Annotated in this window: 16 protein-coding genes; 1 reads left to right on the top strand and 15 read right to left on the bottom strand. The window is 37.8% G+C overall.

Going from position 1 to position 13,271, the window contains the following annotated elements:
* Positions 1 to 117: 117 nt before the first annotated feature.
* From NKR74_RS07570 to NKR74_RS07540, 7 genes are read right to left on the bottom strand one after another with little or no spacing between them, the layout of a single operon-like run.
* Positions 118 to 1,098, bottom strand: coding sequence for a biotin--[acetyl-CoA-carboxylase] ligase (locus NKR74_RS07570; protein ID WP_253629122.1), 981 nt, complete (start codon positions 1,096 to 1,098; stop codon positions 118 to 120).
* Positions 1,083 to 2,276: a CCA tRNA nucleotidyltransferase gene (locus NKR74_RS07565; protein WP_098309387.1), complete on the bottom strand. Its 1,194-nt coding sequence runs from the start codon at positions 2,274 to 2,276 to the stop codon at positions 1,083 to 1,085. The genes NKR74_RS07570 and NKR74_RS07565 overlap by 16 nt, the downstream gene beginning before the upstream one ends.
* Positions 2,263 to 3,408, bottom strand: a complete 1,146-nt coding sequence (bshA, locus tag NKR74_RS07560) for an N-acetyl-alpha-D-glucosaminyl L-malate synthase BshA (protein WP_098309388.1) — start codon at positions 3,406 to 3,408, stop codon at positions 2,263 to 2,265. Before bshA ends, NKR74_RS07565 begins: the two co-directional genes overlap by 14 nt.
* Positions 3,405 to 4,109, bottom strand: coding sequence for a bacillithiol biosynthesis deacetylase BshB1 (bshB1, locus tag NKR74_RS07555; protein ID WP_098309389.1), 705 nt, complete (start codon positions 4,107 to 4,109; stop codon positions 3,405 to 3,407). The genes bshA and bshB1 overlap by 4 nt, the downstream gene beginning before the upstream one ends.
* A 10-nt stretch (positions 4,110 to 4,119) precedes the next feature.
* A complete protein-coding gene (gene mgsA / locus NKR74_RS07550; protein WP_098309390.1) occupies positions 4,120 to 4,515 on the bottom strand; it encodes a methylglyoxal synthase in 396 nt (131 codons plus the stop codon).
* 14 nt (positions 4,516 to 4,529) lie between these two features.
* The gene (gene dapB, locus NKR74_RS07545) at positions 4,530 to 5,330 is read right to left on the bottom strand and encodes a 4-hydroxy-tetrahydrodipicolinate reductase (RefSeq protein ID WP_098309391.1); all 801 of its coding nucleotides are present in this window, start codon (positions 5,328 to 5,330) and stop codon (positions 4,530 to 4,532) included.
* Complete coding sequence (locus NKR74_RS07540; RefSeq protein ID WP_375337657.1) at positions 5,327 to 5,671, bottom strand: nucleotide pyrophosphohydrolase; 345 nt, start codon at positions 5,669 to 5,671, stop codon at positions 5,327 to 5,329. The genes dapB and NKR74_RS07540 overlap by 4 nt, the downstream gene beginning before the upstream one ends.
* A 271-nt stretch (positions 5,672 to 5,942) precedes the next feature.
* Here NKR74_RS07540 and NKR74_RS07535 point away from each other — a divergent pair, with 271 nt between their 5' ends.
* The gene (locus tag NKR74_RS07535; RefSeq protein ID WP_098309393.1) at positions 5,943 to 6,824 is read left to right on the top strand and encodes a YitT family protein; all 882 of its coding nucleotides are present in this window, start codon (positions 5,943 to 5,945) and stop codon (positions 6,822 to 6,824) included.
* Positions 6,825 to 7,011: 187 nt separating this feature from the next.
* On the opposite strand, the gene NKR74_RS07530 is transcribed toward NKR74_RS07535, so the two are convergent.
* From NKR74_RS07530 to NKR74_RS07495, 8 genes are all read right to left on the bottom strand, one after another.
* Positions 7,012 to 7,644, bottom strand: coding sequence for a uracil-DNA glycosylase (locus NKR74_RS07530; RefSeq protein ID WP_098309394.1), 633 nt, complete (start codon positions 7,642 to 7,644; stop codon positions 7,012 to 7,014).
* 170 nt (positions 7,645 to 7,814) lie between these two features.
* A complete protein-coding gene (locus NKR74_RS07525; protein WP_098309395.1) occupies positions 7,815 to 8,498 on the bottom strand; it encodes a zinc metallopeptidase in 684 nt (227 codons plus the stop codon).
* 121 nt (positions 8,499 to 8,619) lie between these two features.
* Positions 8,620 to 9,402 (bottom strand): sporulation protein YpjB, encoded by a 783-nt coding sequence (gene ypjB, locus NKR74_RS07520; RefSeq protein ID WP_098309396.1) that lies wholly within the window; start codon positions 9,400 to 9,402, stop codon positions 8,620 to 8,622.
* A gap of 72 nt (positions 9,403 to 9,474) precedes the next feature.
* On the bottom strand, positions 9,475 to 10,065 hold the full coding sequence (gene lhaT / locus NKR74_RS07515) for a lipoprotein heptaprenylglyceryl N-acetyltransferase LhaT (RefSeq protein ID WP_098309397.1): 591 nt from the start codon (positions 10,063 to 10,065) through the stop codon (positions 9,475 to 9,477).
* 278 nt (positions 10,066 to 10,343) lie between these two features.
* Positions 10,344 to 11,111, bottom strand: coding sequence for a menaquinol-cytochrome c reductase cytochrome b/c subunit (locus NKR74_RS07510; protein WP_098309398.1), 768 nt, complete (start codon positions 11,109 to 11,111; stop codon positions 10,344 to 10,346).
* A gap of 47 nt (positions 11,112 to 11,158) precedes the next feature.
* On the bottom strand, positions 11,159 to 11,833 hold the full coding sequence (qcrB, locus tag NKR74_RS07505; protein ID WP_098309399.1) for a menaquinol-cytochrome c reductase cytochrome b subunit: 675 nt from the start codon (positions 11,831 to 11,833) through the stop codon (positions 11,159 to 11,161).
* Positions 11,834 to 12,346 (bottom strand): menaquinol-cytochrome c reductase iron-sulfur subunit, encoded by a 513-nt coding sequence (gene qcrA, locus NKR74_RS07500; protein WP_098309400.1) that lies wholly within the window; start codon positions 12,344 to 12,346, stop codon positions 11,834 to 11,836.
* A 141-nt stretch (positions 12,347 to 12,487) separates the two neighbouring features.
* Complete coding sequence (locus tag NKR74_RS07495) at positions 12,488 to 12,946, bottom strand: YpiF family protein (RefSeq protein WP_098309401.1); 459 nt, start codon at positions 12,944 to 12,946, stop codon at positions 12,488 to 12,490.
* Positions 12,947 to 13,271: the final 325 nt, after the last annotated feature.

Genomic DNA, 13,271 nt, shown 5'->3' with positions numbered 1-13,271 from the left:
TAGCCCTTCGCTTCTTTTTAAGCAAAGGGCTATATATTGATGCTAATCTAATGAGCAATGATACTTCGTTTTTCATAAGCAGCAAAGAAAAGAAGTGCAAACTAGCTGCTAAACGTTTTACTTTACTTCAATATCAGCGGAATGAATATGATGTACGATGCCTTCATGATCTTCAAGTATAAGGACACCATCAGCCGTAATTCCTTTTGCAATTCCCGTAATTGTATTTGTCATCGTCCGCGCTGTAATTTCTTTTCCAATACTCACAGCGTAACTTTCCCACAGAAGCTTAATAACTGAAAAACCACGATCTAAATACTCTTTATATAGCTTTTCCATCTGTAAGAAGATTTGCTGCATAAGTTCAGCTCGTACTATAGTTTTTTCGGCTTCGAGTGCTAAGGAAGTAGCAATATGCTGGATATCTTCCGCAAAATGCTCTTGTTTTTGATTGACATTAATACCAATTCCAATAATAACAGCATTAATTTTATCAGGATCTGCCTGCATTTCTGTTAAAATGCCAACTACTTTCTTCCCATTAATTAAAATATCATTCGGCCATTTAATGCCAACGGAAAGACTTGTGCATTTTTCAATTGCCTGCGCTACGCTAACAGCAGCTAACAATGTTAATTGCGGTGCTTGATGAATCGGAACTGTTGGGCGTAAAATAATGCTCATCCAAATCCCTGTCCCTTTTGGTGAGTACCACTTTCTGCTTAATCGGCCACGACCTGCTGTTTGCTCCTCTGCAACAACAACGGTTCCTTCAGCCGCTCCTTCATAAGCAAGACGAGCTGCAATTTGCTGTGTAGATGTTACCGACTCTTCAAAGTATACCGTTCTGCCTAAAAACTCTGTTTGTAAACCAAGCTGAATTTCATTTGCCGTTACTTTGTCCGGTTTACTTGCAATGCGATAACCTAAGCGTCGTACAGCTTCTAGCTCATATCCTTCTTCCCTAAGGGATTCCATATGTTTCCATACAGCTGTTCTTGAGCATCCAAGCTTCTCGCTAATCGTTTGTCCTGATAGAAATTCACCATTAGCTTCAGAAAAGATTTGCAATAACTGTTTTCTTATAGCAGATTGCATCTATGCAGCCACTCCTTTATACACTCTTTCTCATTTTTTAATCTTCCGTATACGACTTCTTCTTCAATTTTTTGCAATGCATTAGCAACCCACGGTCCTGCCTGTTCCTTTGACCATGATAATAAATCGTTGCCACTGACTTGCAATTGCTGACGATTATGAATTGGTAAATCTTCATATACCTTTTCCATACTCTCAACATTCAAATTTGAATATGTATTCATGACGGCTTCGTATACACGCTCTGCCATAAGAGCAATATCTTTCCCTGCTTTATATAATAAAAATACATTCCACCCTTGTTTTTCTCGTGCTCTCACATATAATAAAACGGATACAATATCTTTTATTTTTTTATTCGAGAATTTCCATTGTCGTAAAAAAACAGATGGATGTTCTTCTCTAATGCAATATAAAAAGAACGCCCACGCCTCAGTGTCATTTTTGAAAAAGCTCCAATCACACTCTGCCGATTTTGAAATAAAGTCTCCGCACATTTGTAAATAAGGTAAATGCTCATATAATTTCGTTTCTACTAACAGCTGAAGTGCTTTTGCGCAATATGTACCGACAAGTAATTTTTCAAATTCGACTGTAATTCTCTCAATTGCTATATGTTCAAGTAAATGTCCATACTTTATAATGGCTTGTTTTGTTCCTGCTTCTAATGTAAATCCAAGTGTACTAACAAAGCGAATACCGCGCATCATACGAAGAGCATCTTCTTGAAAACGATCTGCTGCATTTCCTACAGTTGCAATTTCCTTTTTAGCAATGGCTTGTTGTCCGCCAAATAAATCAACTATTTCTCCGGTCTCCGTCATAGCAATTGCATTCATTGTAAAATCACGACGCTGCAAATCTTCGTCTAACGAACGAACAAATTGAACACTGCTCGGGCGACGAAAATCTTCGTAGTCTCCCTCTGTTCGAAATGTCGTTACTTCATATGGAACATCTTCTTGTACAACAATGACCGTACCGTGTTCAATTCCAACAGGCACGTGGCGCGGGAATAGACGCATTACATCTTCGGGCAAAGCTGATGTTGCAATATCGATATCACCAATTGGTCTTCCAATTATATAATCGCGCACGCTCCCACCTACAAAATACGCTTCAAAGCCATTTTGCGTTAACGTATTAATAATTGGAACCGCTCGTTTAAATCGTTTCATGTTTGTCATCCCTTAATATGTCATAATAAATTGCCTCATATTGTGAAACAACCTTTTCTGAGCCAAATTGTTCATACGCCACTTGCATGGAACGTTTGGCCATTTTAGCATGTAATGTATCATCTTGAAGAAGCTGTATTGCTTGCTGCGCAGCTCCCTCTACATCTCCTAATTCACATATATATCCCGTTTCTCCATGTTGAATGACTTCAGGAATACCACCAATACGCGTACCGATACAAGGGACACCGCACGCCATTGCTTCAAGCAATACAAGTCCAAAGCTTTCTTTCTCTGATAGCAGCAGCATTACATCACTCATCGCCAGAAGCTCAGCTACATTATCTTGTTTCCCTAAAAATAGGACACGATCTTCAATTCCTAAATTTTTCACGAGCTGCACAATCGTACAAAATTCAGGACCATCACCAACAAGCAATAGTTTTACTTTTGCTTGTTTTACAATGAGAGCGAATGATTGTACCACATCCTGAACACGCTTTACTTTTCGAAAGTTCGAAATATGAATTAATACTTTTTCTTCTTTTTGTATGCCATATTCTTTTCTTAACTGGGACATATCTCTTTGAAAGTACACGCGTTCATCAATAAAATTATAAACCGTTTTAATTTCTTTTTGCGTGTTTACTAATTCATATGTTTCTTCAATAAGTGAATGGGATACAGCCGTCACAACATCTGATTGTTCAATTCCAAACCGAATTAGATTATTTAAGGAAGGATCCGACCCTAATACAGTAATGTCTGTTCCATGTAATGTTGTTACAATTTTAATGTTTTCTCCAATCATTTGCTTTGCCAAATATGCGCAAATCGCATGCGGAATTGCATAATGTACATGCAATACATCTAACTTTTCTCTATGCGCTACTTCTGCCATTTTACTTGCTAATGCCAAGTCATACGGCGGGTATTGAAAAACAGAGTATTGATTAACTGTTACTTCATGAAAATAAATATTTGGATATACTTTATTTAAACGAAATGGCAATCCTGATGTAATAAAATGAATTTCATGTCCTCGCTCTGCTAACAACTTTCCTAATTCCGTTCCAACCACTCCAGAACCACCAACAGAAGGATAACAAGTAATCCCTATTTTTAATTTCATTTTACTCCTCCTATTAAATCTTCATCTAATAGAAGTGGCCTTTTGCTCATAAACCCTTCTGCATATGTCACGCCAACTTCTTTTCCAAACATTTTTTCACGCGCTACAACCGTTTCTACATACCCTTCTGTCAACGGGGTTTTTACACCGTTTGTTCCTTTTGTAAATTGACTTTCATATGCTTCTAGCGCAGCAATCTTATCAGAAATATATGAGCTAATATCAATACAAAAATCCGGTTTATGAAAGCCATTAATCATGTAAAAATAGAGTGATTGAACGCGATGCGGCGGAAGATCCGGCATATATTTACGAATTCCCGCTGAAAAGATCGCTTCTTCTACAAGTTTTGCACAGTTTGCATGATCTGGATGACGATCTTCATAAAATGGTACGAAGACAAGCTTCGGTTTATATGTACGGATAATTTTCACAATCTCTTGAATATACTCTTCTTTCATATACAGGCCGCGGTCTGGCATCGCTAGATTCATACGCTTCTGTACACCAAGTCTGCTAGCCGCTTCTAACGCTTCCTGTTTTCTCAGTTCTACCGTTCCATTAGAAGAAAGATCCGCCTCTGTTAAATCACAAATTCCAACTTCATACCCTTGTTTTGTATATTTCACGATCGTACCCGCCATACCGATTTCCACGTCATCGGCATGGGCACCAAAAGCTAATATATGTAATCCTTTCATGTCGTTCCCCTCATTTTCGTAGCTTTCGATAATCTAAATCGCCCCGCTCTACTGCATGCATTAAAAGCTCTGCACTTGCCATATTGGTTGCAAGTGGAATTGAGTATACATCACATAAGCGAAGAAGCGCATTCACATCCGGTTCATGTGGCTGCGATGTCAATGGATCACGGAAGAAGATCACCATATCCAAGTCATTTTTTGCAATCATTGCACCAATTTCTTGATCGCCCCCAAGCGGACCAGATTGATATCTTGTCACAGACATACCTGTCGCCTCCATAATTCGAAGACCTGTTGTTCCTGTTGCAAATAACATATGTTTTTCTAAAATAGGTTGGTATGCATACGCAAACGAGACCATATCATTTTTCTTTTTATCATGGGCAATTAAGGCAATCTTCATCTTTATTTTCCCCTTTAGTCAATAATATTTTCTAAACCATATACGAGATGATCTAATTGCATTACTGTTTCAATAGAAAGTTTTACTCCTGACATAAATGATGCACGGTTAAAAGAATCGTGACGAATCGTTAACATTTGTCCATCCCCGCCAAACAGTACTTCCTGGTGTGCAATCAATCCTGGTAACCGTACGCTATGAATATGAATACCATCAACATTTGCCCCGCGTGCACCTTCTAGTTGTTCTGTTTCATTTGGATGCCCTTGTTGTTTCGGTTCACGATTTTGGCGAATTAAATCTACTGTTTTCACAGCTGTACCAGACGGAGCATCTAATTTTTGATCATGATGCAATTCAATGATTTCAACATCTTGGAAATATTTCGCTGCCATTTGAGAGAACTTCATCATTAAAATAGCTCCAACTGCAAAGTTTGGCGCAATAATTGTACCAACTTGTTTCTCTTTTGTTGTTTCTATCAATTTTTGCAGCTCTTCTTCTGTAAAGCCTGTTGTTCCGATAACAGAACGGATACCTCGCTCTACCGCAAGTGTTACGTGTTTCTTTCCGATTTCTGGTGTTGTTAAATCAAGCAAAACATCTGCTTCCACTTCATCTAAACAAGTATGTAAATCCGTATAAATCGGAGCATCTATATTAGGTAATCCAGCAATGTCAGAAATTTTCTTGCCACCGTGTTTGTAATCAATAGCAGCAACTAAATTGAAATGTGGTGTTCTCTCCATAAGAAGTACTGCTTCTTGCCCCATGCGTCCTCGTGGCCCTGCAATAATTACTTTAATCTCATTCATTCCTTCTTCTCTCCCTCTTCAATACGTGTCCAGCGATCTTTATCACGTGTATTAAATTTTTCCATAACTATATTATGAGCTGTTTCTAAATCAATGTTTAAGCTATTTGCCATACAGATCATAACAAATAATACATCACCAAGCTCTTCTTCAATTGTCCGTTCTTTTTCGGTGCTTTTCTTTGGCTTTTCACCATAATAATGATTAATTTCCCTCGCAAGCTCTCCCATCTCTTCTGTTAAACGAGCTAGCATAGCAAGTGGACTAAAATATCCTTCTTTAAATTGACTAATATATGCATCTACTTCCTTTTGCATATCTTTCATTGTTTTTTGTTCCATGTTATTCACCTCAAATCCTTCATTTATCATGTTAGCCAATTCATGACGATTTGACAAATATTATCGCATGTTATCGCTTATTTGCCACGCTTTTAAGACTACACTATGAAAACTCCCCGTTCCACTTCGGATCTTGACGTGGTAGTTTCCCATGTGTCACCTTTACTAGATGCTTAACACGCGTGAAGTTTTCTTGCCAATTTTTCAATAAATTACGTATACTATCCTTAAGACCAAGATAAGGTGATGACTACATACTAGGGGGATTTGCATGAAATTAAACTTAAAAATCCAAAATATTCTTTTTATTCTAATTGGTTCTGCTATTTTCTCATTTGGCATCGTTAACTTTAATATTGAAAATCATTTAGCAGAAGGTGGTTTTACTGGAATTACACTGCTTCTTTATTCCCTATTTTCACTAGATCCGTCTTATACAAACTTAATTTTAAATATACCAATCTTTTTTATAGGTTGGAAAATGCTCGGTCGTACGACATTTTTGTATACATTAATAGGGACATTTAGTGTTTCGTTATTTCTCTGGATTTTTCAGCGTTATGATATATTTAATTTACATTTAAACTTACAAAATGATATGATGTTAGCCGCTTTGTTTGCTGGCTTATTTATTGGTGTTGGGTTAGGAATTATTTTCAAGTATGGCGGCACAACAGGTGGAGTCGATATTATTGCACGGCTAGCTCATAAATATATCGGCTGGAGTATGGGGAAAACTATGTTTATGTTTGATGCCGTTGTCATTACCTTATCAATTCTTACATATTTAACATACCAACAAGGAATGTATACATTAGTTGCCGTGTTTATCGGAGCAAAGGTTATTGATTTTATGCAAGAAGGTGCATACGCTGCCAAAGGAGCAACAATTATATCTGAGAAAAATGATGAAATTGCTGCACAAATTTTATCAGAAATGGATCGCGGAGCAACTTTCTTAAAAGGAATGGGTACATACACAAAAATTGAACGAAATGTTTTATATTGCGTTGTTGCTAAAAATGAAATTGTAAAACTTAAAAGTATTATCACATCTGTTGATCCACACGCTTTCGTTGCCGTAAGTGATGTGCATGATGTTGTTGGCGAAGGGTTTACGCTTGATGAAAATAAGAATCCGTTACACAATTAACTATACATGTTCTTAAAAACAACTTAAAAACCCCTTTCTTTTTAGGGGAGGACGAGAGTCTCTGGCCGTGCATAGAAGCGGTCAGGGCTTTTTTCTGCCACATACGAGGTTTTAAAACAAAGAGAGAAAGCGAGTGCAGGTCCTGTTGTATTCTGCATAGCAGCGACTTAGATGTCGAAACATTAAACTAAATATACTCCCTCAATTTTTCTAAATCCTCATGAATCAAATCCAATAAACTGCGATTATAAAAAATTGAAGCAGGATGAAATGTCGGAAAAATTGTATAGGCTTTCTCTGTCCAAGTATACGTTGCGTCATTAAAATCTGCTAGTCGCCGAACAGGTTGCGTAAACACTTGACCGTGTATCTCTGACACTTTTTTGTCTGAACCAACTAAACGTTTGAGCGCAATATTTCCTAGTGTAACAATAATAGGCGCATGAATATGCTCAATTTCATAATCCAAAATTGGAGCGTGGGCAAGTATTTCCTGCTGATTCGGCGTACGATTATATTTACGCTTCACTATTTCTCCGCTTCGCTCTCGTTTCTCCCCCCATTTATATGGACGACTACGTACTGCACTAGTAATGTATACTTCTTCTCTTGTCACACCAACCCTCTTTAGAAAATCCATGAGCTGATTACCAGCTCTTCCACTAAAAGGTATCCCATTATGAATTTCTGTTTCGCCCGGTGCTTCTCCTACAAGCATCATCTTGGGATTTTGTGGTCCTTGTCCATATACAAAACCTTCAACAGGATAGGGGGCCATTCTCTCTTTCGCTTGCTTCACTAATAACTCTGGAAATTCCATGTTTATCACCTCTGCTTGTTACACTTTTATCCAGCTATTCTTGGGGTAAACAGCTAACTCTTCATTTATTCTTACACAAACTTCTCAAATTACATACGTTTATTAATGAAAGACATAACAGAAACTTCGATAATTATGACAACAAAAAAGACTATCAAAACTGATAGTCTTTAATCATCATTACGCTGCATACCTGTATAAATTAATAAAAGACGAAGCAGTTCAAATACTGCAACTGCCGCTGCTGCGACATACGTAAGAGCCGCTGCATTTAATACTTTACGAGCTTGGCCATATTCGTCCGTTGATACAATGCTAAGTGCTTCAATTTGCTTCATTGCACGTTTTGATGCATCAAATTCAACTGGCAATGTAATAAGTTGGAATAACACACCCGCTGCCATTAGGATAATTCCTAATAACAATAAATTTGACATACGTGCAAACATACCGATCATAATGAAAATCCACGACATATTTGAACCAAAATTTGCAACAGGAACAAGCGAATGACGGAAACGCATAAAGCTATAATCTTTTGCATCTTGAATCGCATGCCCAACTTCATGTGCAGCTACCGCTGTCCCAGCAACAGAATGTCCATAATAATTGTCTGTTGATAAACGAACTGTTTTCGATCTTGGATCGTAGTGGTCAGATAAATGCCCTGGCGTTTCTTCTACCGCTACATTGTACAAACCATTCTCATCTAAAATTCTACGAGCCACTTCCGCACCTGTCATACCAGAAGTTGAATACACTTGTGAGTATTTACTATATGCGCTGCGTACTCGAGACTGTGCATACAACGGTATGATCATGATGATAGCAAAGTAAATTAAGTAAAAACCCATCATGAACCTCCAATAAAGTTATGTCATATAGTAATACCCATTCTATTTTCTTCCCGTAACATTGTCAACAAAGAAACCTTACAACAGAGGTTCAATATTTCACTTTGTTTGAAAAACAATCTTATCTATTCTTCGAATGCATTGCACTTTTTTGTTTTTCTTTTTCCCCTTTATATTTTCTCCAACCAACATACGTTAATGTAAAAATGATAATACCTCCTGTTACAGTCATAAACCATATAAGCGAAGAATCTACCTCGTCCTTTTTCGCCATGCGAAAAATTTTATTTAAATCATCTTTTATAATTCCCACTTGTGTTTGACCACTCTTATTTTGGATCATCATATAACGAAATTCATCTAAATATGACAAATGAGAATTCACACGTTGCAATTGTTTTTCCGGCAAGGCAATCATTAAACTGGGATAAATAATATCAAATTCATGCAAAAATACATTTAACGATTGTTGAAAACGATCATGTTCTCCTTTTTGCATTGCGTTTTCGATTTGTCCAAATGCACTCATTACATTTTCTTCCCGCTCCATCCAAAGCGGCTGATATTTCGATACTTCTGCATCTAACACGAGACGAAGTGCTAGCACATTATCTATCTTTATTTGTTTACTTATTTCTTGTCCTTCTAAAGATTTCAATGCTTTCTCATAAGCAAGCGAAATAACACGAATATGCTCAGGTTCTATTTTCTTTGTTTGATTGACCGTTAAAAACTGCTGTGAAAAATGCGTCAATATTTGCGTCGCTTTGTCGTATTCTTCTTGCTTTACAAACTGCAACGAGTCATCTAATAATCCATTTAGTTCATTCCAATTAGCTGCATATATACGAACAGGAAACAATATAAACATAAACGCTATGATTCCAGCTAATACTCTTTTCATTCTTGTCCCCCCTATAGCTTCTAATACAAAATATGTAGAGTGGGACAAGAATAGAACAGAGAGATTCATTTACTACAGTGAAAACTGAAGACGACGCTCCCGCATGCAAAGGTAGTATGTAATTCCTAAAGCTATTATACTGAGCCAAAATGTGAAATAACCAATTGGTTGATAGTACTTATCTAACACACCATACTGCGGCATTTGTCTAAATACATAATCAATGATGTCATTATGCAGCGTCCAAATAGCTGCAACTACAAAATGCCAACGCTTTATGCGGTAAAACGGAGCATACAGTAAACCTTGGATAGCCATTGCACCATGAGACACAATCAGCATATATCCTGACCACCCAATATCTCCTTGTACAATAAGCAACAATATGTTCATTCCAACAGCCCATACACCGTATTTAAATAAGGTTACAATTGCCAGAGCCTCCATCAATCCCCAGTTTTTCCTTTGAAGAAAAGCGATTAATACAAATACAAAAAACAAACTAGCTGTTGGACTATCTGGAACAAATGGCAAAAATATAAGAGGCGTTTCAATTAACTGATATTGATACCATATGTATCCATATATCGTTCCAAAAATGTTTACAATGAGTAAAAGCCATAAAAAGGTGCGTTCTCTCAATATCGAATATAAAAATGTCACGTTTTGATCCCTCAACTTTCTTAACATACAGTTATATTATAGCAAATTTCCCTATATACAGTGCAATTTCTATAGGTGGATATCTTACAGTCTATGAATAGCAGGATACATCAGTGGCATCCCTCACTGATGGTTAGTTTAACCAATCGGGCTTTTACGGGCAGTTATCCCCCTCATATCTTCCTCGCTTCTCTCTCAATCTTGAGGTGGGGGTCTTACTTCACGTTAATGCGCGATAAACTAGAAAAACTGACTGCAAAATTGCAGTCAGCATTCGTTTACTTTTTATTATATTTCTCGATAAATTCTGTTACTTTCTTCAACTCTTCATCTGTGCCTTTAAAGACACCTTTTGGCATTGCACCTTTTCCCTCTTTTGCGATTTTCGCAATTTCCTCCGGCTTTAATGTCAAGTTTTGCAGTGCAGGTGCAGCTGCTCCCCCTTGTAAGTTATCACCGTGACATGTTAAACATGTATTTTTTTGCATAATTTTATAACCGTCATCATTTTTATCAACTTGTACCGTTTTTACAATCGCACCTTGTCTTTTCGCAGCTGCCCAGTCATGTGTTGCAACAGATTGCCACGTTAAGAAAACGATGGATGCTAATGCTAAAAGCATAAAACCTGTTGCGGCCGGGCGTTTAAATGGACCGCGTTCCGGTCCTCGATCAAGAAACGGAGCAAGTAATAACGCGCCAAATGCGATACCTGGCATAATAAATGCTCCTATGACAGTATATGGGCCAGATGCATAAGAATACTTTAACAATTGATACAGAAATAAGAAGTACCAGTCTGGAAGTGGGATATACCCTGTATCTGTAGGATCTGCAATTCTTTCAAGTGGTGATGGATGTGCCACTGTCAAACAAAGATAGCCAATTAAAAAGACTGCACCAACCATCCACTCTTTTAATAAAAAGTTTGGCCAAAATGCTTCTGTTTTCCCTGGATATTCGGAGTAATCTTTCGGAATATTCGGTTTTCTAACAGCGGGTACTCGCGAATCTCCGACAAACTTCATCCCTTTGCCACGATGCATAATCTCCCTCCTTTAATTATGTTCTTCCCTTATAATCTAGTAACATCTTATAGCGGACCGGAAATACCTTGTTTGCGAATCATGATGAAGTGAACTGCCATTAATCCGAGAAGTGCGGCTGGCAAGAAGAATACGTGAATAGCAAAGAAGCGAGTTAGTGTTTGGGCACCGACAATTTCGGAGTGGCCGGCAAGCAACGTTTTTAAATAAGATCCAATAAGCGGTGTTTGCTCCGCGATTTGAAGCCCTACTTTTGTTGCAAATAATGCTTTCATATCCCATGGTAATAAATATCCTGTAAAACCTAATCCTAGCATAACAAAGAAAATAAGTACTCCAACAATCCAGTTTAATTCACGAGGCTTTTTATAAGCACCTTGGAAGAAAACTCGAAGTGTATGTAAAAACATCATAACGATAACAAGACTTGCACCCCAGTGATGCATACCGCGAACAATTTGTCCATATGCCACTTCATTTTGTAAGTAATAGACAGATTCCCACGCATTTTTAATATCTGGTACATAGTACATTGTTAAAAACATACCTGACAAAATTTGAATAACTGTAACAAAAAACGTAAGTCCTCCAAAACAGTACACGAAAGCTGAAAAGTGATGCGCTGGATTTACATGTTCCGGTACTTCATGATCGGCAATATCGCGCCATAAAGGGGTAATATCTAACCGTTCATCTACCCAATCGTAAATTTTATTTAACATCTATTTCGCACCCCCTCTTGGCTTCGCTTTACCTAAATAAAGCGTTCCATCTTTCACCTGTGATTGAAACACATCAAGCGGAGCAAGAGGCGGTGTTCCTTTTACATTTATACCATCTTTTGTATAACGTCCTCCATGACACGGACAATAGAATTGATTTGGATGTGACTTGTCCGAATTCCAGTTCACCGTACACCCTAAATGTTTACAAATTGGAGAGAATGCTACAATGTCTCCGCTTTCATCTTTGTGAACCCACGCTGACTTTGGTTCTTCTGATTTATACCAGCCGTCAACTTGTTTTACTTTAAAGTCGAAACGCTTCGGTTCAGTCGTAATATCCTTTACCTGTGCAACTGCAACCATCTCTCCCCCTGCTTCTTTCCTTAAAACTGGATCAAGCGCAAAGCGCGTCATTGGCATTAGAATACCAGCTGCCATAAATCCCCCTACACCTGTAAGAGTGTAGTTTAAAAACTGTCTTCTTGACACCTTGTGTTCTTTCTCACTCACGAAAATTTCCCCCCTCTATCAGAAATTGTCCCCCGTGAAAAACTAATATATAAGATAAAAAACTAGGACACTATCATGATATAATACCCTACTACATTGGTCAATATCATACTAATCACAATTGTTAAAACTATCAATTTATTATTTATTTTCCCACTTTTCAGTTAATTTTTCCATAACATTTTTTATTTGCGCTTGAATTATTTCTCTTTTCGCTTGATCACTAAGCTGTTCTAGCGGTAGTGCTGGTAAACAAAATAGTTTTTCTGTCAATTCATGTTCACTTTCTTTCCAAGAAAAATCACTTGTGATCAACGCAATATGCCGCAAACCCTGTTCTTTCAAATAGTTCGTCCATTCTTGCAAACGATGCTTCTCACTTACATATGCCCCTTCTACATATGTAAATGGGGGTAATAAAAATACTCTACCTTTATACTCCCTCTCTAACTCTCTTGTTAAAGCAGAAATAAATTCTCCTTCTACAGCAGCCTCTTTCATCCCCTTTTCAAGCGAAATTGAAAGAAGTGGTATAATTCCTGTATCAATATATTCTCTAGCTTGTTCGTATTGCAATACATCTGCTACAGCCCATTTCACACTTAATAGCCCCCTTTTCCCCTTATTCCCACTCTAATGGACAGTATGACCTTCCTCCCCATACTACTTACCCATAAGAGCTTAATTAATTTAAATTATTTCTGAAAGAAGTCTCCATCTTCAAGCGCGTGAAGGGCAATAGCCCAGCGGTAAGATGGGGATGAAATCCGGTTAGGCACAGCCTAAAGTAACTCTTGGCAAATACACGCATGTTTTGCCCATCCATATAAGGATGTAGTTTCCCTTCGCCAATGTTTGTAGGTGTTGGCAGCTTCTTACGAAAGAGGGCCCTACCTTCCCAATCAGAACTGTTACAGAGCCACCA

The sequence above is a fragment of the Bacillus sp. 3103sda1 genome, assembly GCF_024159135.1.
Taxonomy (GTDB): Bacteria; Bacillota; Bacilli; order Bacillales; family Bacillaceae_G; genus Bacillus_A; species Bacillus_A rhizoplanae.
This window is presented reverse-complemented; position numbering and strand designations above follow the sequence as displayed.

Excerpts from the sequence above, each read along its gene's own strand:
- NKR74_RS07570 (WP_253629122.1), bottom strand. The coding sequence starts at position 1,098 with ATGCAATCTGCTATAAGAAAACAGTTATTGCAAATCTTTTCTGAAGCT.
- NKR74_RS07565 (WP_098309387.1), bottom strand. The coding sequence starts at position 2,276 with ATGAAACGATTTAAACGAGCGGTTCCAATTATTAATACGTTAACGCAA.
- bshA (WP_098309388.1), bottom strand. The coding sequence starts at position 3,408 with ATGAAATTAAAAATAGGGATTACTTGTTATCCTTCTGTTGGTGGTTCT.
- bshB1 (WP_098309389.1), bottom strand. The coding sequence starts at position 4,109 with ATGAAAGGATTACATATATTAGCTTTTGGTGCCCATGCCGATGACGTG.
- mgsA (WP_098309390.1), bottom strand. The coding sequence starts at position 4,515 with ATGAAGATTGCCTTAATTGCCCATGATAAAAAGAAAAATGATATGGTC.
- dapB (WP_098309391.1), bottom strand. The coding sequence starts at position 5,330 with ATGAATGAGATTAAAGTAATTATTGCAGGGCCACGAGGACGCATGGGG.
- NKR74_RS07540 (WP_375337657.1), bottom strand. The coding sequence starts at position 5,671 with ATGGAACAAAAAACAATGAAAGATATGCAAAAGGAAGTAGATGCATAT.
- NKR74_RS07535 (WP_098309393.1), top strand. The coding sequence starts at position 5,943 with ATGAAATTAAACTTAAAAATCCAAAATATTCTTTTTATTCTAATTGGT.
- NKR74_RS07530 (WP_098309394.1), bottom strand. The coding sequence starts at position 7,644 with ATGGAATTTCCAGAGTTATTAGTGAAGCAAGCGAAAGAGAGAATGGCC.
- NKR74_RS07525 (WP_098309395.1), bottom strand. The coding sequence starts at position 8,498 with ATGGGTTTTTACTTAATTTACTTTGCTATCATCATGATCATACCGTTG.
- ypjB (WP_098309396.1), bottom strand. The coding sequence starts at position 9,402 with ATGAAAAGAGTATTAGCTGGAATCATAGCGTTTATGTTTATATTGTTT.
- NKR74_RS07510 (WP_098309398.1), bottom strand. The coding sequence starts at position 11,111 with ATGCATCGTGGCAAAGGGATGAAGTTTGTCGGAGATTCGCGAGTACCC.
- qcrB (WP_098309399.1), bottom strand. The coding sequence starts at position 11,833 with ATGTTAAATAAAATTTACGATTGGGTAGATGAACGGTTAGATATTACC.